Annotated in this window: 20 protein-coding genes and 1 pseudogene; 7 read left to right on the top strand and 14 right to left on the bottom strand. The window is 68.1% G+C overall.

The window, feature by feature from the left end:
• Positions 1-148 precede the first annotated feature (148 nt).
• Genes JWP60_RS03785 through JWP60_RS03775 form a run of 3 tightly spaced genes read right to left on the bottom strand, consistent with a single transcriptional unit; the run spans position 149 to position 2,805 of the window.
• On the bottom strand, positions 149-844 hold the full coding sequence (locus JWP60_RS03785) for a substrate-binding domain-containing protein (RefSeq protein WP_299786527.1): 696 nt from the start codon (positions 842-844) through the stop codon (positions 149-151).
• Positions 845-1,825, bottom strand: a complete 981-nt coding sequence (locus JWP60_RS03780) for a tripartite tricarboxylate transporter substrate binding protein (protein WP_299786525.1) — start codon at positions 1,823-1,825, stop codon at positions 845-847.
• Positions 1,826-1,839: 14 nt separating this feature from the next.
• Positions 1,840-2,805: a tripartite tricarboxylate transporter substrate binding protein gene (locus JWP60_RS03775; RefSeq protein WP_299786523.1), complete on the bottom strand. Its 966-nt coding sequence runs from the start codon at positions 2,803-2,805 to the stop codon at positions 1,840-1,842.
• Between the two features lie 74 nt (positions 2,806-2,879).
• Here JWP60_RS03775 and JWP60_RS03770 point away from each other — a divergent pair, with 74 nt between their 5' ends.
• Positions 2,880-3,755, top strand: coding sequence for a fumarylacetoacetate hydrolase family protein (locus JWP60_RS03770; RefSeq protein ID WP_299786521.1), 876 nt, complete (start codon positions 2,880-2,882; stop codon positions 3,753-3,755).
• A gap of 94 nt (positions 3,756-3,849) precedes the next feature.
• Here the strand turns inward: JWP60_RS03770 and JWP60_RS03765 are convergent, their stop codons facing one another.
• Both JWP60_RS03765 and JWP60_RS03760 read right to left on the bottom strand, forming a co-directional pair.
• Positions 3,850-4,857 carry a serine/threonine protein kinase gene (locus tag JWP60_RS03765; protein WP_299786519.1) on the bottom strand — a complete coding sequence of 336 codons (1,008 nt, stop codon included), beginning with the start codon at positions 4,855-4,857 and terminating at the stop codon, positions 3,850-3,852.
• Positions 4,858-4,878: 21 nt separating this feature from the next.
• Entirely contained in the window at positions 4,879-5,298 is a 420-nt protein-coding gene (locus JWP60_RS03760) for an organic hydroperoxide resistance protein (RefSeq protein ID WP_299786517.1), read from the bottom strand.
• 144 nt (positions 5,299-5,442) lie between these two features.
• Here JWP60_RS03760 and JWP60_RS03755 point away from each other — a divergent pair, with 144 nt between their 5' ends.
• On the top strand, positions 5,443-7,101 hold the full coding sequence (locus tag JWP60_RS03755) for a choline dehydrogenase (RefSeq protein ID WP_299786515.1): 1,659 nt from the start codon (positions 5,443-5,445) through the stop codon (positions 7,099-7,101).
• Here JWP60_RS03755 and JWP60_RS03750 read toward each other — a convergent pair whose 3' ends face one another.
• Positions 7,102-7,905: an ABC transporter permease gene (locus tag JWP60_RS03750; protein ID WP_299786590.1), complete on the bottom strand. Its 804-nt coding sequence runs from the start codon at positions 7,903-7,905 to the stop codon at positions 7,102-7,104.
• Positions 7,905-8,831 carry an ATP-binding cassette domain-containing protein gene (locus JWP60_RS03745; protein ID WP_299786513.1) on the bottom strand — a complete coding sequence of 309 codons (927 nt, stop codon included), beginning with the start codon at positions 8,829-8,831 and terminating at the stop codon, positions 7,905-7,907. The genes JWP60_RS03750 and JWP60_RS03745 overlap by 1 nt, the downstream gene beginning before the upstream one ends.
• A 94-nt stretch (positions 8,832-8,925) precedes the next feature.
• Between JWP60_RS03745 and asd the strand changes: the two genes are divergently transcribed.
• Positions 8,926-9,789, top strand: a complete 864-nt coding sequence (asd, locus tag JWP60_RS03740) for an archaetidylserine decarboxylase (protein ID WP_299786588.1) — start codon at positions 8,926-8,928, stop codon at positions 9,787-9,789.
• Positions 9,790-9,808: 19 nt separating this feature from the next.
• Here the strand turns inward: asd and JWP60_RS03735 are convergent, their stop codons facing one another.
• Positions 9,809-11,302, bottom strand: a complete 1,494-nt coding sequence (locus JWP60_RS03735) for an AMP nucleosidase (RefSeq protein ID WP_299786511.1) — start codon at positions 11,300-11,302, stop codon at positions 9,809-9,811.
• Positions 11,303-11,477: 175 nt separating this feature from the next.
• On the opposite strand from JWP60_RS03735, the gene JWP60_RS03730 reads away from it, so the two are divergent.
• Positions 11,478-11,732: a hypothetical protein gene (locus JWP60_RS03730; protein ID WP_299786509.1), complete on the top strand. Its 255-nt coding sequence runs from the start codon at positions 11,478-11,480 to the stop codon at positions 11,730-11,732.
• On the opposite strand, the gene JWP60_RS03725 is transcribed toward JWP60_RS03730, so the two are convergent.
• Positions 11,725-13,512 (bottom strand): hypothetical protein, encoded by a 1,788-nt coding sequence (locus JWP60_RS03725; RefSeq protein WP_299786507.1) that lies wholly within the window; start codon positions 13,510-13,512, stop codon positions 11,725-11,727. The genes JWP60_RS03730 and JWP60_RS03725 overlap by 8 nt on opposite strands.
• A gap of 124 nt (positions 13,513-13,636) precedes the next feature.
• Entirely contained in the window at positions 13,637-15,004 is a 1,368-nt protein-coding gene (gene gorA / locus JWP60_RS03720) for a glutathione-disulfide reductase (RefSeq protein ID WP_299786505.1), read from the bottom strand.
• Between the two features lie 126 nt (positions 15,005-15,130).
• On the opposite strand from gorA, the gene JWP60_RS03715 reads away from it, so the two are divergent.
• Genes JWP60_RS03715 through JWP60_RS03705 form a run of 3 tightly spaced genes read left to right on the top strand, consistent with a single transcriptional unit; the run spans position 15,131 to position 17,647 of the window.
• Positions 15,131-15,931, top strand: coding sequence for an ABC transporter permease (locus JWP60_RS03715; protein ID WP_299786503.1), 801 nt, complete (start codon positions 15,131-15,133; stop codon positions 15,929-15,931).
• A 1-nt stretch (position 15,932) separates the two neighbouring features.
• A complete protein-coding gene (locus tag JWP60_RS03710) occupies positions 15,933-16,985 on the top strand; it encodes an MlaD family protein (RefSeq protein WP_299786501.1) in 1,053 nt (350 codons plus the stop codon).
• Between the two features lie 23 nt (positions 16,986-17,008).
• Complete coding sequence (locus tag JWP60_RS03705; RefSeq protein ID WP_299786499.1) at positions 17,009-17,647, top strand: hypothetical protein; 639 nt, start codon at positions 17,009-17,011, stop codon at positions 17,645-17,647.
• 58 nt (positions 17,648-17,705) lie between these two features.
• Here JWP60_RS03705 and JWP60_RS03700 read toward each other — a convergent pair whose 3' ends face one another.
• The 4 genes and pseudogenes from JWP60_RS03700 to JWP60_RS03685 form a co-directional block, all read right to left on the bottom strand.
• Complete coding sequence (locus JWP60_RS03700) at positions 17,706-18,296, bottom strand: alpha-ketoglutarate-dependent dioxygenase AlkB (protein WP_299786497.1); 591 nt, start codon at positions 18,294-18,296, stop codon at positions 17,706-17,708.
• A gap of 104 nt (positions 18,297-18,400) precedes the next feature.
• Complete coding sequence (locus JWP60_RS03695; RefSeq protein ID WP_299786495.1) at positions 18,401-19,000, bottom strand: histone H1-like DNA-binding protein; 600 nt, start codon at positions 18,998-19,000, stop codon at positions 18,401-18,403.
• Positions 19,001-19,188: 188 nt separating this feature from the next.
• Positions 19,189-20,418, bottom strand: a complete 1,230-nt coding sequence (locus tag JWP60_RS03690; protein WP_299786493.1) for a ribonucleotide-diphosphate reductase subunit beta — start codon at positions 20,416-20,418, stop codon at positions 19,189-19,191.
• A gap of 135 nt (positions 20,419-20,553) precedes the next feature.
• A pseudogene (locus tag JWP60_RS03685) lies at positions 20,554-20,883 on the bottom strand (ribonucleoside-diphosphate reductase subunit alpha); the annotation flags it as partial.

The following is a 20,883-nucleotide window of genomic DNA, read 5'->3' as shown; positions in this document are numbered from 1 at the left end:
TCCAGGTGGATCATGTCATTGCGGTTCGGCCCGCAACGAAGGATGTCATTGCGGGCTTGACCCGCAATCCACGCGGCGCTGGATTCCGCGCTGTCATGGATCCCGGGTCAAGCCCGGGATGACATCCACCCGCCCGCGCTGACTTCCCTCACTCGAACCCGCACTCCCGCCGAGTGGCCGCAGCCTCGCTCGACGCCAGCGCCGCGACCAGCGCGCGCGCGAGCTCCGGTTCGCTCGCATCGCTGGTCACCGCCGCCGTGTACGTCGTGGTCAATTCATGCGGCGGCGGCAACAGCCCGGTCAGTCGCACGCCCGGCGTGATCAGGATTTCGCTGATCTGCGTGCAGCCCACCGCGTCCGCCTCGGGCGCCTGCGCCAGGGCCGCCATGGCGGTCGCCCCGTTCGGGAACATGCGCAGCTTGCGGGCATCGTCGGCCAGGCCGAGCGCCTGCAGCACCTTCATGAAGTGGATGCCGGCGGTGGCCTTCGCCGGGTCGGGGAAGTAGATGGCGCTTGCGCGTTGCAGCAGCGCCTTCAGCTCCTCGGGGCCGCGGATGTCCACCGCGGGCTGGCCTTCCTTGACGGCGAGGCCGGTCTTCACGCCGCCGAGCGAGCGGGGCGTCGCCGGATCGGCGCGGCCATCCTTGACCAGGCCCGTGATCAGGGCCTCGCTGAGGATCAACACGTCGCACGGATCGCCGGCGATCAGCTTCTCGCGCATCAGTCCCACGGCACCGTAGGTGCCTTGCAGGCGGCAATCGTGCTGTTGTTCGAAGGCGGCTTGCAGCCGGCTCACGAGGCCTTGCGCGGCGCCGCCGCTGAGGAAATGCAGGGTTCTGGACATTCAGTCGGCCTTGATGTTCGCGGTCTTGATCACCTTCGCCCACTTCTGGACGTCGGCGCGCAGGTACTTGTCGAATTCCTGCGGGTTCATCACCAGGGGCACGGCGCCCTGCCTGGCCCAGTTCTGCTGCAGGTCCGGCTCCCTCACGATCTTGCTCACTGCCTCGTTCAGGCGATTGACGATCGCCGGCGGCGTGCCCTTGGGCGCCATCAGTCCGAGCCAGATCGTGGCCTCGTAGCCCTTCACCCCGGACTCGCTGACGGTGGGCACGTCGGGCAACACCGCGGAGCGCTTCGTGCCCGTGGTGGCGATGGCCTTCACCTTGCCGGCCTTGATGTGCTCGGTCATGGTCGTGACCGCATCGAACATCAGGTCGACCTGGCCACCGAGCACGTCGGTGCGCGCAGCCGAACTGCCGCGATACGGGATGTGGAGGATCTTGGTATCCGACATCGCCTTGAACAGTTCGCCGGCCATGTGGTACGGCGTGCCGGTGCCGGAGGACGCGTACGTCAACTTGCCCGGGTGGGCCTTGGCCTTCTGGAGCAGCTCCTGGATGTTGCCGATGCCGGCCGAGGGATGCGCGACCAGCACGAGATCCGAATAGTTGATCGGCGCCACGCCCACGAAGTCGCGCAACAGGTCGTAGGGCTTGTTCTGCAGCAGCGTCTCGTTGACCGTCTGCGTGTTGGACATCAGCAGCAGCGTGTAGCCGTCGGGCGCCGACTTGGCGACCTGGTCGGTGCCGATCACGGCGCCGGCCCCGGGCCTGTTCTCCACCACGAAGGTGCCGCCCACCTGGTCGGGCAGGCGTTGCGCGATGAAGCGGGCGAACACGTCCGCCGGACCACCGACCGCGAACGGCACGATGATCCGCACCGGCCGGTCGGGGTACTTCTGCGCGGCTGCCGGCAGCGCATGCATCAGAGCGCCCGCGCAGGCGATGGCAAGCAGGGAGCGGACGAACTGTTGGCGCTTCATGGAGCCTCCGGGAATCATTCGACCTTGCCGATCTTCTTGACCACATCGCGCATGCGATGCACGTCGCTCTGCACGTACTTCTCGAAGTCGGGCGTGTCCTCGTAGAGCACCGGGCTGCCGGCGGCGAGGATCGCCTCCTTCACCTTCGGGTCGTTGGCGGCGGCGCGCACGGCCGCGCGCAGGCGCTGCACCACCGGCTCGGGCGTGCCGGCCGGCACGAACACCCCGGACCACTGCGCGTATTCGGCGTTGTAGCCGGCCTGCTTGAGCGAGGGCACGTCGGGCAGCGCATCGAGGCGCGTGGTGCCCCAGTGCGCCAGCACGCGCAGCTTGCCGGCCTTGACGTGCTGCAGCACCGTCGCCGGGCCGGAGGCCACCGCGTCAACCTGGCCGCTGAGCAGCGCGACCACGGCCGGGCCGGCGCCCGTGTACGGGATGTGCGTCATGCGCACGTTGGCCACCTGCTTGAGGATCTCCATCGGCACGTGCATGGTTCCGTAGTTACCGGACGAGCCGAAGTTGATGGCGCCCGGGCGCTTGCGGGCGTCCTCGACGAAATCCTTCACTGTCTTCCACGGTGCGTCCGCGCGCACGGCCAGCACCGTCGGGTCGGCCGTGACGCGGGCAATGGGGCGCAGCGAAGCGTACGAGTACATCTGCGGCCGGCCGAGGATTGCGTCGGCCTCCGGCAGCACGCTGTAAGAAGAAAGGGCCATCAGGATCGTGTAGCCGTCCGGTGCGGACTTGGCGACCTGCGCCATGCCGATGCCGCCACCGGCGCCGCCCTTGTTGTCGACCACCACCGGTTGGCCCAGATTGCGCGTCATGGCCTCCGCCATCGGCCGGCCCACGATGTCGGCCAGGCCCCCGGGCGGGAAGGGCACGATCATCGTGATCGGCCTGGTCGGGTACGCGGACTGCGCAACGGCCAGGCCAGCTGCGGAAAGAAAGCCCGCAGCGAGAAAAAATCGACGATACATCCGGGAAACTCCTGAGTGACGTTTTGTTAGCATGCTACTGCGCGCTGATTTTGGCGCAAAAGAGAGTTTTCCCCATGAAAATCGCCGCTTACCGTCACCAGGGCCAACAGGGCGTTGGCCGCGTCACGCAGGATGGCCGCCAGATCGAACCGTTCCAGGTCTCCGCGCAGGAGGCCGCGCTCGGTGCGCTGCCCATCGTGGAAGCGCAGGCCGCGGGCCGTGCACTGCCGGCCACCGGCGCGCCGATCGCCCTCGCTGACGTGCAACTGCTGGCACCGATTCCGCGCCCGCGCCGCAACGTGTTCTGCGTGGGCAAGAACTACCACGCGCACGCCAAGGAATTCGCCGGTAGCGGCTTCGACTCCAGTGCCAAGTCGGGCGGCGACATTCCCAAGGATCCGATCATCTTTTCCAAGGTGCCCGAATCCGTGATCGGCCCGACCGACACCATCCTGTTCCCGGCGGAAGTGTCGACGGCGATCGACTACGAAGCCGAGCTGACGGTCGTGATCGGCCAGGGCGGCAAGGGCATCAAGGCGGCCGACGCAATGAAGCACGTGTGGGGCTACACGATCATCAACGACATGACGGCGCGCGACTGGCAGGGCCGCCATTCGCAGTGGCTGCTGGGCAAGTCCTTCGATACTTTCTGCCCCATGGGCCCGTGGCTGGTGACGGCCGACGAGTGCGACGGCCAGAACACCGACGTGAAGTGCTGGGTGAACGGCGAACTGCGCCAGGACGCCAACACCAAGGACCTCATCTTCGACATCCCGACGCTGATCGAATGCATCTCGGCGGGCATCACGCTGTACCCCGGCGACCTGATCGCCACCGGCACGCCCGCCGGTGTGGGCATCGGCTTCAAGCCGCCCAAGTACCTGAAGTCGGGCGACGTGGTGAGAATCGAGATCGGCGGCATCGGCGTGCTGGAAAATCCGCTGCGTTAAGTCGCGAAGTTCGCACGAGCGGCTTGCTCGCGATTTGCGAAAAGCCACCATAAGAGCGCCGGGTCGGTAGATTGCCGCACCCGGCGTCTTGCTTTCAGGCCACCACCGGCGGTTCTTCCATCGCCTCCATCTGCTCCTCGAGCATCTGCACCTGGCCGCGCCAGTAGTCGGAGCTGCCGAACCAGGGAAAGGCGATCGGAAAGGCCGGGTCGTCCCAGCGGCGGGCCAGCCACGCGCTGTAGTGGATCAGGCGCAGCGTGCGCAGGGGCTCGATCAGGGCCAGCTCGTTGCGGTCGAAGTCACGGAACTGCTCGTAGCCATCGAGCAGCGCGCCCAGCTGGCGCTGCCGTTGCACGCGCTCCCCGGACAGCAGCATCCACAGGTCCTGGACGGCGGGGCCCGTGCGCGCGTCGTCCAGATCGACGAAGTGCGGTCCCGCATCGGGCGTCCAGAGGATGTTGCCCGGGTGGCAGTCGCCGTGCAGGCGCAGCGTTCGCACGTCGGCCGCCTGCGCCGCCGCCAGGGCGGCACGGATCTGCGCCAGTGCCTTCTCGCAGGCGCGCTCCCAGTCGCCCTGCACATCGAGCGGGATCCCGTTGTGGGTCAGCAGCCAGTCGCGTGGTTCCTCGCCGAACGTCGCGACGTCGATGGCGGGCCGGGTGGCGAAGGGACGCCGGGCGCCGACCGTGTGCAGGCGCGCCAGGTAGCGGCCTATCCATTCCAGCACCGCGCCGTCGTCGAGCTCGGGCGCGCGGCCACCGCGGCGCGGCGACACGCTGAAGATGAAGCCGCCATGCCGGTGCAGCGTGCCGCCGGCCGGGGCGAGCGGCGCCACCGCCGGCACTTCGGCCTCCTGCAGTTCGGCGGCGAACGCGTGTTCCTCCGCGATCTGCGCTTCGCTCCAGCGGCCGGGCCGGTAGAACTTGGCGACCACGATGGCGCAGCCCTCGAAGGGATCCTCCAGGTGCACCTGGTACACCCGGTTCTCGTAGGAGCTCAGGGCCAGCAGGCGCCCATCCCCGTAGAGGCCGACCGAGGCGAGTGCGTCGAGCACCGCGTCGGGCGTGAGGGTCTCGTAGGGATGGCGGGCGTCGGCTGTCATGCCGCATTGTCGCCCCCGCGCTCAGGCGACGGTGATCTCCACCGCGATGTTGTTGCGCGTGGCATTGGAGTAGGGGCAGACCTTGTGCGCTTCGGCGACGAGCTGCTCCGCCTTGGCACGCTCCAGACCGGGCACGGTGATCTTCAGCCGCACGGCAATGCCGAAGCCGAGCGACGTGGGGCCGAGGTCGACCTCGGCATCGATCGCGGTTTCCGGCGGCACGGTCACGCCGACCTTGGGCGCGACCGCCTTCATCGCGCCCAGGAAGCAGGCCGAATAGCCGACACCGAACAACTGCTCGGGGTTGGTGCCGTTGCCGGCGCCGCCGGGCGAGGACAGCTTCACGTCGATGCGGCCGTCGTCCGAACGGCCGCTGCCTTCGCGGCCGCCGACGGCGTGGGTGTGGGCGGTGTACAGCACCTTGTCGAGGGATGTGGTCATGGGGGTCCTTGTGGTGTTGCTCGTGCAGTGCGCCGGGGAAAGCGCCCGCGCATCGTGCCACGGCCGGCGCTGCAAGGGCAGGGCCGCACCTCTCGCCCCCGGGCCGGTCTTTGCCTAGACTGCTGGGCACACGAGGAGACGACGATGAGCGCAGCGCTTCCCGAGGCAGTGGACTACGTGATCGTGGGCGGCGGCTCGGCGGGCTGCGTGCTGGCGGCGCGGCTGAGCGAAGACCCGCAGGTGCAGGTGGCCTTGCTCGAGGCCGGCCCGGCGGACAGCAGCGTCCTGCTGCACTGCCCAGCCGGGCTGGCCGTGCTGGCACTGACCGGACAGGCGAACTGGGGCTTCCAGACCGAGCCGCAGCGCGGCCTGAACGGCCGTCGCGGGTACCAGCCCCGCGGCAAGGTGCTGGGCGGGTCCAGCTCGATCAACGCCATGATCTACACGCGCGGCCACCGCAACGACTACGACGCGTGGGCGGCCGAGGGCAATGCGGGCTGGGGCTGGGAGGACGTGCTGCCGTACTTCCGCAAGGCGGAGGGCAACGAGCGCGGTGCCGACGCGTACCACGGGGCCGATGGTCCGCTCCACGTGATGGACCTGGCCAGCCCGCACCGCTTCGGCCCGGTGTTCGTCCAGGCGGCCCGGCAGGCCGGGTACCGCGAGAATCGCGACTTCAACGGGCCCGAGCAGGAAGGTGTGGGCCTGTACCAGGTGACCCACCAGGCCGGCGAGCGCTGCAGCGCGGCCAAGGCGTACCTGGCGCCGCAGCGCGCGCGACCGAATCTGCACGTGATCACCGGCGCCCACGCCACCCGTGTCCTGCTGGATGGCCAGCGTGCGGTGGGCGTGGCCTATCGCCATGGCGGCGCCGAGAAGCTGCTGCACGCCCGGCGCGAGGTGCTGCTCTCGGCGGGCGCGCTGCTGTCGCCGCAGCTGCTGATGCTCTCGGGCATCGGGCCGGCGACGCACCTGCGCGAGCGCGGCGTGGCGGTCGTCCACGACCTGCCGGGAGTCGGGCGCAACCTGCACGATCACATCGACGTGGTGCAGGTGGTCGATGCGCCCCATCTCGGCGACCTGTTCGGTCTGAGCGCGCGCGGCGTCGTCGCCGCGGCGCGCGGCGTGCTCGAATGGCGGCGGCATCGCCGCGGCCTCTTGACCACGAACTTCGCGGAAGCAGGCGGCTTCATCCGCAGCGCGCCGCAGGAACCCATTCCCGACCTGCAACTGCATTTCGTCCTGGCCAAGCTGGTGGACCACGGTCGCAAGCCGGTGTTCGGCCACGGCTATTCCTGCCACGTCTGCCTGCTGCGTCCCAGGAGCCGGGGAACGCTGACGCTGCACAGCGCCGATCCGATGGCCGCGCCGTGCATCGATCCGAACTTCCTGGGCGAGGCCGACGACCTGCGGCGCCTGGTGCGCGGCTTCAAGCTGATGCGGCAGATCCTGCAGCAGCCGGCGCTGGCGGCCTATCGCGGGCGCGAACAGGCAGCGTCGGCGGCGGCGCGCGACGATGCGCAGATCGAAGCCTTCATCCGCGCGCAGGCGGACACCATCTACCACCCGGTGGGCACCTGCCGCATGGGCAGCGGGCCACTCGACGTGGTCGATGCGCAGTTGCGCGTGCACGGCATCGCGGGGCTGCGGGTGGTGGACGCTTCGATCATGCCGCGCATCGTCGGCGGCAACACCAACGCGCCCACGGTCATGATCGGCGAGAAGGCGGCCGACCTGATCAAGCAGGGCGCCCGGGCCACGTCCTCGCTCTGCGTCGGCACGGGTGCGGCGGTCGCCGCGTGATCAGTTCGCGAAGCGCCTGCGGGTGAAGGCCAGCGCCGCCCAGAAGGCGACCAGCGCATAGGCAGCGAGCACCAGCAGGTGGCGCAGCGGATGCGCCGGCCACTGGTCCATGAACATCGGCCGCACCAGTTCCACCGCGCTGGTGAGGGGCAGCCACTCGGAAAACACGCGCAGCAGCGCAGGCAGTTGCTCGCGCGGGAAGAACACGCCGGAGAGGAACATCATCGGCGTGAGGAACAGGGTGAAGTAGTAGGTGAAGAAGTCGTAGCCCTTGGCCAGGGCATTGAAGATCAGCGCGATGCAGGAGAAGGAAACCCCCGCGCCCAGCAACACCAGCCACGCCACCAGCAGCTTGGGGCTGTGCGAGATGCCCAGGCCCAGCATCACCAGCAGGATGGCCGTCACCGTGAAGATGGCCTTGTACGCGGCCCACAGCATCTCGGCCAGCACGATGTCGTCCAGGCTCACGGGCGCGTTGAGGATGCCGTCCCAGGTCTTCTGCACGTGCATGCGCGAGAAGGCGGAATAAAGCGCCTCGAAAGTCGCCGCGTTCATCGCGCTCATGCAGACGGAGCCACTCGCCAGGAACAGGATGTAGGGGACTTCGCCCCCCGGCAGGCGCACGCGCCCGACCAGCGCACCCATGCCGTAGCCGAAGGCCACCAGCCAGATCAGCGGCTCGGCGATGTTGCCGATCAGGCTCGGGATCGCGAGCTTGCGCCACACCAGCAGGTTGCGCCGGAACACCGGCCACCAGCGCCACGAGAGCCGCGGCGCCTGCCAATGCGCGAGTGCCCGGGCCATCATGCCTCCTCGCGGATCTGGCGTCCGGTGAGTTTCAGGAACAGGTCCTCCAGGTTGGCCGGCCGGTGCAGCGTGCGCAGCTTGGGGTGTTCGCGCGCCAGGGCGTCCAGCAGCGGCCGCGCGTCCTCGGTGTAGAAGAACACCGTCTCGCCGCTCACCTCGGTGCGGCCGGCCAGGGCCTTCAGGGGCGACTCCGCCAGCGCCAGGGCGCCGTTGCCATAGGCTTCCACCACGTCCGGCTCCAGGTGTTGCGCGATCAATACGCGCGGTTCGCCCTCGGCGATCTTGCGGCCGTGATCGAGCACCAGCAGCCGGTGGCACAGGCGCTCGGCCTCGTCCATGAAGTGGGTGGTGAGCAGGATCGACTTGCCCTGCTGCAGCAGGACCTGCAGCCGCTCCCACATCAGGTGCCGCGCCTGCGGATCGAGCCCGGTGGTGGGTTCGTCCAGCAGCAGCAGCTTCGGGTCGTTGACCAGCGCCCGCGCGAGCGACAGCCGCCGCCGCATCCCCCCGGACAGCTCCATCGGTTTGGCATCGGCCTTGTGCGAGAGCGCGGCGAACGCCAGCAGGCGCGGAATGCGCGCGGCGATGTCCTGCTCGCGCAGCCCGAAGTAGCGGCCGTAGACCAGCAGGTTTTCCGCGCAGCTGAAGTCCGGGTCGAGCGAATCGAACTGGCTCACCACCCCGAGCTGCGCCTTGATCGCCAGCGCGTCGCGCGGCATGCGCAGCCCCAGCGCGCTGATCTCGCCGGCATCGGGCTCGGTGAGGCCCAGGCACATCCGGATGGTGGTCGTCTTGCCCGCACCGTTCGGACCGATGATGCCCAGGCACTCGCCGGGGGCGATGCGGAAGGAAAGGGCGTCGACCACGGTCGTGCTGCCGTAGCGTCGGGTCAGGGCACGGGCGTCGAAGAGCGGCTCGGTCATGGACCCGCGTGATTGTGTCGCAGAGCGGAGAATGCCCGTCCCCGGCTGCGCCTTAGAATTTTCCTTTTCCCGAACAGGACCGCGCTTGTTCCCTCTGCTCCCACCCCTGGCCATCGCCCGGCAGTACCTCCTGCCCAAGAAGCTGCTGACCGTGTTTGCCGGCCTGGTGGCGAACGCACGCATGGGCGGAGTCACGCAGAGCATCATCCGACGCTTCGTCGCCCACTACCAGGTGGACATGGGCGAGGCGGCCGATCCGCGCATCGAGAACTACGCCACCTTCAACGATTTCTTCACCCGCGCGCTGCGCGAAGGCGTGCGCCCGATCTCGCCGGCGCCCTTCGTCTGCCCGGTCGATGCCGCCATCAGCCAGTTCGGGCCGATCGAGCACGACCAGCTGTTCCAGGCCAAGGGCCACAGCTACTCGACGCGGGCCCTGGTCGGCGGCGACCAGCAGCTCGCGCAGCGCTTCGACCACGGCCACTTCGCCACGCTGTATCTCGCGCCCAAGGACTACCACCGCATCCACATGCCCTGCGAGGGGCGCCTCACGCGGATGATCTATGTGCCGGGCGACCTGTTCTCCGTCAACCCGCTGACCGCCCGCCACGTGCCCAGCCTGTTCGCGCGCAACGAGCGCGTGGTGTGCGTGTTCGATTGCGCCCACGGGCCCATGGTGATGGTGCTGGTCGGCGCAACGATCGTCGGCAGCATGGAGACCGTGTGGCACGGCGTCATCAATCCGCCGCGCACGCGCGAGCCGCGCGAGTGGAACTATGGCAACCAGGACATCGTGCTGTCCAAGGGGGCGGAGATGGGCCGCTTCCTGCTTGGCTCCACGGTCATCCTGCTGTTCCCGCAAAACGTGCTGACCTTCACGCCCGACTGGGCACCCACGCATTCAGTGCGCCTGGGCGAAGCGATGGCCACGCTGATCGAGACCGAGGCCGCGCTGTAGCGTTCGGCGGCGCCCGCCGCTACTGGAACGCGACTTCGTCGAACGCCCGCAGCTTGCGGCTGTGCAGCCGCTGCGGGCCCTGCGAGCGCAGGATCTCGATGGCGCGCATGCCGATGCGCAGGTGCTGGTCGACGCGTTCGCGATAGAACTGGTTGGCCATCCCCGGCAGCTTGATCTCGCCGTGCAGCGGCTTGTCGCTCACGCACAGCAGCGTCCCGTAAGGCACGCGAAAGCGGAAGCCGTTCGCGGCGATCGTGGCGCTTTCCATGTCGAGGGCGACCGCGCGGCTTTGCGAGAAGCGCCGCTGCGGCTCGTTGCCCGGAAGCAGTTCCCAGTTGCGGTTGTCGGTGCTGGCCACGGTACCCGTGCGCATGATGCGTTTCAGGTCGGCGCCCTTGCACTGGGTGATGTCGGCCACCGCCTGCTCCAGGGCCAGCTGGATCTCGGCCAGCGCGGGGATCGGGATCCACAGCGGCAGTTCCTCGTCCAGCACGTGGTCCTCGCGGACGTAGCCGTGGGCCAGCACGTAGTCGCCCAGTTGCTGCGAATTGCGCAGCCCCGCGCAGTGACCGAGCATCATCCAGGCGTGCGGCCGCAGCACCGCCACGTGATCGGTGATGTTCTTGGCGTTGGCCGGGCCGACGCCGATGTTCACCATGGTGATGCCGCTGTGGCCCGGGCGAATCAGGTGATAGGCCGGCATCTGCGGCAAACGCGGCGGCGGCGCACCGAAGCCGTCGTAGGGCTCGCGCGGCAGGCCGGCGCGCCGGGTCACCACGTTGCCCGGTTCGACGAAGGCGATGTATTCGCTGTCGGGGCGGTTCATCTCCTCGTGACCGAGTTTGATGAATTCGTCGATGTAGAACTGGTAGTTCGTGAACAGCACGAAGTTCTGGAACCAGTCCGGCGTGCTGCCCGTGTAGTGGCGCAGGCGATGCAGCGAGTAGTCGACGCGCGAGGCGGTGAACAGCGACAGCGGATGCGGCTGGCCGGGATGGAAGCGGATCGTGCCGTTGGCAATGCCGTCGTCCATGTTCGCGAGGTCCGGCAGGTCGAACAGGTCGCGCATCAGCATGCGCCGCCCGGGAGGCAGGTTGCCCTCGATGTGATCGTGTTCGGCGAACGAGAAGTGCACCGGAATCGGCTCCTCGCTGATCCCCACCTCCAGCGGGGCGCCATGGTTTTGCAGCAGCAGCGCGAACTGATCGAGGTAGTAGCTGGCGTACAGGTCGGGCCGCGTCAGCGTCGTCTCGTAGCGGCCGGCGCTGGCCACGAAGCCATAGGACACGCCGGAATTTTCCAGTGCCGCCTGGGGGACCGTGCTGTCCGTGTGTACGCGCACGTACGGATAGCAGCCCCGCACGCGCGCGGGCATGGCCTCGCCGGCAACGAAGCGTTGCATCGCCTCGCGCAGGTGGTGGATCTGCTGCCCGTAGATCGCCCGCACCTGGTTCAGAGCGCTTTCAGGATGGTCGTGAAGCGTGGGCGCAATGAACGGCGGCATGAAGGGCATGCGCCTATTGTGCAACTCCGATATGCACCCGCTTCAGGGCCGTCCGGCGCTGCGCCACCGTCCTACAAGGTGTAACGCACTCGGCTGACCTTGCCCAAAGGGGTCAGGACCGACAGTCTGCGTCATCCAGAACAAGGTCGCCAAGAGCGCGATTTCAAGCAAGGAGTCCAAGAAAATGACGACAGCGATGGCCAATCCCTTTGCCCTGATGGTCGATCCCGCACAGGTTCGTGCTCATATCGAGCGTTCCGAGGAACTGACCAAACTGAGCCAACGCCAGTGTCATCCTCTCGATCGCGCCGTGATCCGCTGCGCGAGCGCCGAGATCGCCGCCTTCGACGCCAAGATCGACCGCACCACGATCTACCTGCCGCCGGAAGAAGAGAAGGCGGCTCCCGTCACCCGCACCTACACGCGCCGCGTCAACTGACCCGGCGGAAGGGCACGCCCATGGGCACCGGCCGCACCGGCTGGCTGTTCTGCTGCTGGCGTAGCCACACTTCCTCGTCCCGGCGCGCCTGATCGCGCCGCACCTGCTCTGCCAGCGCCCGCTGGCGACGCAGATCGTCCTCGCGGCGGGCCTGCTCTTCGCGGCGGCCCTGATCCTCGCGACGGGCCTGTTCCTCCCGACGCTCGTCATCGGCCCGGCGCGCCAGCTCCGCGCGCCGCAGCACCGCGGACTGTTCATCGCGCCCGGCCTGCGCCTGCAGCCGCGCGAGTTGCTGGCGACGCAATTCCGCGAGCTTCTGCACATCGGCCTTGCGCAGCGCCTCCAGGTGCCTTTCCTCGGCGGCGCGGCGTGCCTGCTGCGCGTGCCGGCGTTCTTCGTCGGCGCGCACGCTGGCGGCAGCATGCTTCTGATCCGCCTCGCGTTTTGCCTGCAGGTGGCGACGATCCTCTTCGGCCCGCCGGGCGGCCACAGCCCGCCGGTGTTCTTCGATGCGGCGCGCTTCGGCGGCACTGGCGGCGCGGCGCGCCTGTTCGGCGCGGGCCACGAGTGCGCGGCGATCCTCTTCGGCGCGTTGCTGCGCCAGGCGGCGTTGCCGCTCCTGCTCGTGTGCCTGAGCGGCCTGCTCCCGTGCCTGAGCCTGCGCCGCGGCATGGGCTTGCGCGTGCGCTGCGGCTTGCGCCTGCAAGGCGGCCTGGGCCTGGGCGATCTGCGCTTGCGCCTGCGCCTGGATCTCCGCGGCGCTCGGGCCGGCCGGTGCGCTCGAGGCCGTGACCTTGAGCGGCGTGGCGGTGGCAGCGGTGGGAATGGGCTTGGCCGAAGCCACAGGCGCCGTGAGCACGGCGACCGGCGCCGCTGCGGCGGGCTGCCGCGTGACCATCACCGCCGGCGTGCTCGCTGTCGCCGTTGCAACGGCCGGTGCTGCGGCTGTCGCCGTTGCGGCTGCGAGCCGCGGGGCGGAGTGCGCGGGGATGCCGGTCTGCGCGGCCACTTCGGCGGCGCTGCCCTTGATGATGATGTCGGGTCCCTTGTTCACCAGGCCGCGGGGCAGTGCCGGCGCCGGTGCGACGCCCTGTGCCACGATCGGCATGCTCACCGTCGGTTCGCCGCGGCGGCGGGCACCGGCCCAGCGATCGAAATCGTCGGTGGCGGCAAACAGCGGCTGCTGCACACGCGCCAGCCGGCGTTCGCGGAAGGTGACGCGCTGCCCCGAGCGCACCTCCATCGCCTCGCCCTGCTCGCCGTACACCACCGCGAGTCCCGAGAGCACGACGACGCGCGTCACGCCCTGCTTGGTATCCACATCGATGCGGTAGTCGCCCATCTGGCGCGCGCGGAAGGCAAGGTTCGGCGTGCCGACCTCGAAACTGTCGCCCGGATTCATGCGGGTGACCGTGGCCACCATGCTGCCTTGCGTGAGACTGAGCTGCGTCGCCGTCTCGCCCACGTTCTCCAGCACCAGCTGGGTCTCGCCGTTCAGGCGCAGGGCATGGCCGCCGGCCTGCACTTCGGCGCGCGAACCGCGATCGGTCCACAGGCGGTCGCCGCGTTTGAGCAGCCGGCGCGGCTGCACGTCGTGCCATTCCTTGTCGCCCTGCGGCGCATAGGCGACCGAGCCTTCGGCGTGATGCAGGTGCGCCGCCGGCACCGAGACCACGTCCTGCGCGAGCGCGTTCCCGCCCCACGCCAGCGCCAGGGCTGCGAAGCTGTGGGTCCACCGGCGGCAGCCCAGCCCACCGGTGATGAAATGACGTGCGCTCATGTCCTTATTGAACGCCTGAGGCAGCCGGCGCGCCAGCCAACCGTGTGTAAAGGAAGTAGTCCCAGTCTGACTTTTTGCGAGCGCCGTGAACTTCTCACAAGCGGTCACATGGGTTTAATCCTGATCAGCTGGACAGTGGCTCGCGCATCGTGACGAACTCCTCGGCCATGGTGGGATGGATGCCGATCGTGCTGTCGAACTGGGCCTTGGTGGCGCCGGCCTTCATCGCGACCGCAAAGCCCTGGACGATCTCGCCGGCATCGGCGCCGACCATGTGCAGACCGACGACGCGGTCGCTCGCGGCATCCACCACCAGCTTCATCAGCGTGCGTTCGGTATTGCCGCTGAGTGTGTGCTTCAGGGCCCGGAACTCGGAGCGGAAGATGCGCACGGCGCCATGGCGTTCGCGCGCCTGCGCCTCGGTCAGTCCTACGGTGCCGATATTCGGATGCGTGAAGACGGCGGTGGGCACCAGCTCGTAGCTCATGTTGCGGCGGCCGTCGCCGAACAGGTGGTCGACCAGCACCATCGCTTCTGCCAGCGCCACCGGCGTGAGCTGCAGGCGCGCCGTGACATCGCCCAGCGCGTGGATCGAAGGCACGGAGGTCTGGAAGCGATCGTCCACCTCGATGGCGCCGTGCGGTGACACCCGCACTCGCACTTGATCGAGCCCGAGCCCTGCCACGTTGGGAATGCGGCCGGTCGCGTACAGCACGGTGTCGGCGGCCAGCACCTCGCCGTCCTGCAGCGTCACGCGCAGCTCGCGCGCAGCGCGCTTGACGTGGGCGACGTCGCTGCGCAGGCGCAGGTCGACGCCGTGCTTGCGCACTTCCTGCGCCAGGAAGTTGCGCACGTCCTCGTCGAAGCCGCGCAGCACCTGCTCGCCGCGATAGAGCTGCGTGACTTCGCTGCCCAGGCCGCGGAAGATCGATGCGAACTCGCAGGCGATGTAGCCGCCGCCCACGATCACCAGCCGTGCGGGAAAGGGATCGAGGTCGAACATGCTGTCGGAAGTGACGACGTGCTCGCGCCCCGGGAAGTGCGGCACCGAGGGCGTGCCGCCGGTGGCGATCAGGATGTGGCGCGCGCGCCAGCGGCGCTCGCCCTCCGCCGTCTCCACCACCACCTCATCGGGCCCGCGCAGCATCGCCCAGCCGCGCACGATCTCGACGCCCGAGCCGCGCAGCAGGTTCTCGTAAATGCCGTTGAGCCGAGCGATCTCGCGGGCGCGATTGTTCTTCAGCCGCTGCCAGTCGAAGGCGGGCGCCGGCACGTCCCAGCCGAAGCCGGCCGCGTCGGCGAAGTCCTGGCCGTAGTGCGCCGCGTAGCTGTATAGCTTCTTCGGGATGCAGCCCACGTTGACGCAGGTGCCGCCCAGGGCCGCCGCCTCGGCCAGCACCACGCGCACGCCGCGCTGCGCCGCCATGCGCGCGGCACGCACGCCGCCGCTGCCGCCGCCCACGACGAACAGATCGCAATCGAAACCGCTCATGACATCCTTTCCCCGTGGATGCGAGTCCATGCCGGGTCGGCGTGGACTCGCCAAAAGGCCGGGCTGGCTCAACTGTAGGCGGTGCCCTACGAGCCTGTCGTGCCGCGGCCATTACCATCGCCCCGTATGCACCTGTCCACCTGGTACCGCAGGGTCAGCCACACCAGCCTTGCGCCAGTGCGCTGGGCCGCGGCCTGGGCGCGCATCACCTTCTTCGGCTCGGTGATGGTGGTGCGCGCGCTCTCGCCCCGCAGCTACGGCCCGCAGACCCGGTACAACCTGGCGCGCCACGTCTACATCGACACGGCCCCCATTCTCGGCTGGTTCACGGTGCTGATCGCGCTGTTCACGATGATCATCACGCGCATCGTGATCGTCACCGCCACCAGCTACGGCCTTTCGCAGTACGCGCTGGAGATGGTGGTGCGCGTGCTGGTGGTGGAACTGATCCCGCTGACGGCGGCCCTGTTCGTCGCCCTGCGCTGCACGATCCCGAGCGGCGCGGCCCTGGTGGAGATGCGGCGCATCGGCCACTTCCGCAACCTGCGCCGCCAGCGGCTGGACCCGATCGCGGTGGAAGTGCTGCCGCGGCTGATCGCCGGCGTGTTCTCGTGCATCACGCTGGCGGCCCTCAGTTGCGTGGTGGCCGGCGTGCTTGCCTATATCGCGGTGTACGGGTTCACCATCGCCGGGGCCGACGCGTACACGCACATGGCCGGGCGTGTGTTCGAGCCGATGTTCACTTTCATTTTCATGCTCAAGACCCTATTCTTCGCGATCGCCGTGTCGGTGATCCCGATGGCCTCCGGCCTGAACAACATCGAGGACGACGGCTCGCGCGAGAGCGCGGCGCTGCAAGGCCTGGTGCGCATGTTCGGGGTGCTGTTGATCCTGGAGGCGCTGTCGCTCGTGGGCAATTACATCTGACATGGCCGATCAACCCAAGCGACCCGGCGCGCCGCCGCCGCCGACAGCACCTCCGCAACCCGAAACGCCGGTGCAGAAATCCGAGCCGGCCGCCAAGAACGTGCAGGTGCGGCACCTGGCATTCAAGGCGACGATGCTGCTGGTGTTCACCGTGGCGCTGATCGTCGGGGCGGCGCTGTTCCTGCTGCGCGCGCGCGGCTTCTTCGAACCCAAGCAGCACCTGGTGCTGGTGGCCGACAACGCCGAGGGCGTGGCCGCCGGCATGGACCTGACCTTCTCGGGCTTCCCGATCGGCACGGTCAAGAAGGTCTCGCTGAACGACCGCGGCGCGGTGCAGATCGACATCGACGTGGTGCAAAAGGATGCCAAGTGGCTGCGCACGTCGAGCGTGTTCACGCTGGTGAAAGGCCTGTTCGGCGGCCCGCAGCTGCGCGCCTACAGCGGCGTGCTGAGCGATCCCCCGCTGCCGGACGGGGCCCAGCGGCCGGTGCTGCGCGGCGACTTCAACGAGGAAGTCGACCGCGTGATCGGCGCCGCGAAGGACGTGCTGGACAACCTGAACCAGATCACCGCGCAGAACTCGGAGCTGAATCGCTCCATGGCCAACCTGCAGGTCTTCACGAACAAGCTGCAAAGCCGGCAGGGCGCGCTGCACGCGATCTTCGGCAACGAGGAGGACGCGCGCAAGCTGGTGGTGGCGGTGGAGCGGGCGAATGCGGCCATGCTGCAGATCCAGCGGCTGGGCGCGAGCGGCCAGCAACTGGTGGCGCATGCCGACACGCGCGTCTTCGGGGCCAACGGCATCGCCGACGATGCCCAGGCCAGCATGCGGCAGCTGCGCACCCTGCTGACGGATGCCCGCGGGAGCCTGCAGCGCGTGGACGCGGTGCTGACGCAGGCGCAGGGCATCGCCGGGAACGTCAACAAGGCGACCGCGGACCTGGGCACGCTGCGCGGCGAGGTGGAAGACAACCTGCGCAAGATCGAGGACCTGATCAACGACCTGAATCGCAAGTGGCCCTTCGCGAAAGAACGGAAGATCGAACTGCCGTGATGGACTGCCCTTCAATCCGTCTGGTGGCCGCCGGACTCCTTGCGTTGCTACTCGTCGCCTGCGGCAGCAAGCCGCGCCAGCCGGATTGGCTGGTCAATGCCGACGGCGCGCAGGACCGCTTCGAGCGGGCCTACCTGTCCGGGGACGACCGCGTCGCCGACGTCGAGTTCACGCGCTTTCGCACCGAGGTGTCGAGTACCGCCCAGCCGGGGCTGCTGGCCCGCGCCGAGCTCACGCGCTGCGCGGTGCACATCGCCAGCCTGGACCTCGCGCCTTGCAGCGGGTTCGAGGCCTTGCGGGCCGATGCGCCGGATGCCGAGCGCGCTTACGCCGATTTCCTGGCCGGACACGCGTCGCCGGAGCAAGCCAGGCTGCTGCCCGAGGAGTACCGGCCGATCGCGACCGGCGAAGGCGGCGGCGCCGCGCTGAAGAAGATCAAGACGCCGCTGTCCCGCGTGATCGCGGCGGCCGTGCTGCTGCGCATGGAGAAGGCGGACCCGGAGGTGCTGCAGGTGGCGACGGACACCGCGTCCGAGCAGGGCTGGCGGCGCGCGGTGCTGGCCTGGCTGGGGGCGCAGGCGATGCGGGCGGAGAAGGCCGGGGCGACCGAGGAGGCGGCGCGCTTGCGGCGGCGCATGCAGGTCGCGGCGGAACAGAAGTAGGGGCCGGATGGCCGCCTTGGGGTGGGATGCCCGCAGGGCACACCACCATTCCCGGCATTCACGGGCGGCGAGCCGACGCCGTCCGCAAGGTGATCGAATACCGCAACGCCTTCGTCGGCGACACCGCATGCTGCCACGCCCAGCGCGCCGCACCGCGCAGCAGGTAGATGGAGCGCGGCGCCAGCGTCATCTTCAGGATGTCCGCGCGCGTGCCGCCTTCCGGCGGGTAAGGGCGAAAGCGCATCACCGCTTCGTCGAGCAAGGAGATCCCGACCACGTCCTCGAAGTCCGGCACGTCGCGATGCCAGCCAAGCGGTGTGCCGGGCTGATATTCGGCGAGCAGCGCCTGCGTGAACTGCTCCGGCGCAATGCCGGCCCAGGCGGCTGCGCGTTGCCGCAGCGGGTCCAGCCACGCCGGCAGCGGCTCGGCCTCGTTCAGCCGCTGCGCGCTGAAGTCGTACTGGCCGCCGTAGCTGACCACGCGCCGGCGCGCCGTGTACTGCTGGTACTTCATGTTGGCCAGCGGCAGTTGCGCGATGCGCGCGACCAGGGCGGACTCCTGCTCGAGGGAAAGGAAGTCCTCCTGGTAGCGCATGCCCTCGGGCATCCGTGGGGCAGGGGAGCCGAAGAGATCGGGTTGGGTGCGCACGGGGAAAGTATCGCCCAATGAAAAACGCCACGGCATGGCCGTGGCGTCTGGTGCGGACCCGGCAGCCACGGGAAAAACGCAGAGCGTTTTTCCCGTGAGCCGACTCAAGGCTTCGCAGCCGTCGGAAAAGGCCAGGCGGCCTGCGGGTTCAAAGTGGTTTGAGCCGCAGGCGCAGCCGGCGCGGAGGCAGTCGCAGCCGGCTGGGCAGCAGGGGCTTTGGTGGCCGCCTTCTTCGCACCGCCGGAGGACTTCTTCGCCGCCTTCTTGGCCGTCGTCTTCTTGGCCGTGGTCTTCGCTGCGGTCTTCGCCGTAGTCTTGGCCGCGGTCTTGGCGCCCGTCTTCTTCGCCGCCGTCTTGCGCGCGCCGCCAGTGGCCGACTTGGCCGCAGTCGACTTGCGGGCGGTGGTGCCCGAGGACTTCTTCGCAGCCGTGGTCTTCTTTGCCGCGGTCTTGCGCGCGCCGCCGGTGGACTTCTTGGCAGCGGTGCCGCTCGACTTCTTCGCAGCCGGGCGCTTCGCCGCGGTCTTCTTCGCAGCCGGGCGCTTGGCGGCAGCCGTCTTCTTGGCCGCCGGAGCCTTCTTGGCAGCGGTCGTCTTCTTGGCGGCGGCCTTCTTCGCGGGGGCCTTCTTCGCCGTCGTCGTCTTCTTCGCAGCGGCCTTCTTGGCCGGGGCCTTCTTCGCGGCCGTTTTCTTCGCAGTTGCCATTTGCTATCTCCTGATTACGTTGATCAAAACATCAACCTAAAGAGCACTTCGCGTTTGTTGGTGACGCGAAGCGATCCGCGAGGTTGGGCCTTCAGGCCCAGCCCCACGAACACCTGCGCCCGCCACGCCCCGGCCTCTTCGTGCCGTGGTGCGTGCGGGCGACCATATCCAACCCGAATCGCAGTTGCCTAATCCCAGGAAAGCGCTCCACCCGTCTGGTATTCGATCACGCGGGTTTCAAAGAAATTGCGCTCCTTCTTCAAGTCAATCATCTCGCTCATCCAGGGGAAGGGGTTTTCCTCGTTCGGGAAAAGTGCTTCCAGGCCGATCTGCGTGGCGCGCCGGTTGGCGATGTAGCGCAGGTAGCCCTTGAACATGGAGGCGTTGAGTCCCAGCACGCCGCGGGGCATGGTGTCCTCGGCGTAGCGGTACTCGAGTTCGACAGCTTTCTGGAACAGGCCCTTGATCTCCGCCTTGAAGTCGGCGGTCCAGAGGTGCGGGTTCTCGAGCTTGATGGTGTTGATCAGGTCGATGCCGAAATTGCAGTGCATCGACTCGTCGCGCAGGATGTACTGGTACTGCTCGGCGGCGCCAGTCATCTTGTTCTGCCGGCCCAGCGCCAGGATCTGGGTGAAGCCGACGTAGAAGAACATGCCTTCCATGAGGCAGGCGAAGACGATCAGGCTCTTGAGAAGCTTCTGGTCGTCGGCCGGCGTGCCGGTGTGGAAGTTGGGGTCCATCACCGCATCGATGAAGGGGATCAGGAACTCGTCCTTGTCCCGGATCGACTGGACCTCGTGGTAGGCATTGAAGATCTCGCTCTCGTCGAGACCCAGCGACTCCACGATGTACTGGTACGCGTGGGTGTGGATCGCTTCCTCGAACGCCTGGCGCAACAGGAACTGCCGGCATTCCGGCGCCGTGATGTGGCGATAGGTGCCCAGCACGATGTTATTGGCGGCCAGCGAATCGGCCGTCACGAAGAAGCCGAGGTTGCGCTTGATGATGCGGCGCTCGTCTTCGGTCAGGCCGTTCGGGTCCTTCCACAAGGCGATGTCGCGGTTCATGTTCACTTCCTGCGGCATCCAGTGGTTGGCGCAGGTGGCGAGGTACTTTTCCCAGGCCCACTTGTACTTGAACGGCACCAGCTGGTTGACGTCGGTCTGGCCGTTGATGATGCGCTTGTCGGCCGCATTGACACGGCGGTGCACGGTGGCTTGCGCTTGCGGCGTGCGCGCAGCGACCGGGGCGGGCCTGGAGGGGAGAACCGCGCCGTCGTCGAGAGTACGCGTTGCGGGAGCGGAAGATTCGGAGGGGGCTTGCGAAAGAGGTGAATGGCTCACCTCGCGGCTCTGAATGAAGCCGCTGTTCAAGGGCGTTGGCGATGAGGGCTTGACTTCTTCGTCCCAGGTCAACATAAGTTTTCCAATGCTCGGATGATATGAGCAGTGATGCGAATTGAAAAGTGTTCGTTCACATCACTGCCAGATTGTGTTGCTCAATTGCATCGGTGTTTTGTCAGAGAACACCGACAGTTTTTTCGCTCGCCGCGATCACTGACAGGCTTCGCAAGTCGGGTCGTCGATCCCGCAGAACCTGATGTCCGTGGCGGGCGTGGCATCCATCTGCGCGCGCGCGGCGGCGGCAACCGCATCGAGCGCGCTCATGCCGCCTTGCGGTTGCCCGCTCGAGGACACCGCGTTCAACCGGCCCGACGTCACCGTCGACTTTTCGGTCTGCGTCGCGCTGATCGTGCGCAGGTAATACGTGGTCTTCAGGCCGCGGATCCATGCCAGCTTGTAGGTGTCGTCGAGCTTCTTGCCGGACACGCCCTACATATACATATTGAGCGACTGAGCCTGGTCGATCCACTTCTGGCGGCG

This window comes from Ramlibacter sp. (genome assembly GCF_028291745.1).
Classification (GTDB): Bacteria; Pseudomonadota; Gammaproteobacteria; order Burkholderiales; family Burkholderiaceae_C; genus Ramlibacter.
This window is presented reverse-complemented; position numbering and strand designations above follow the sequence as displayed.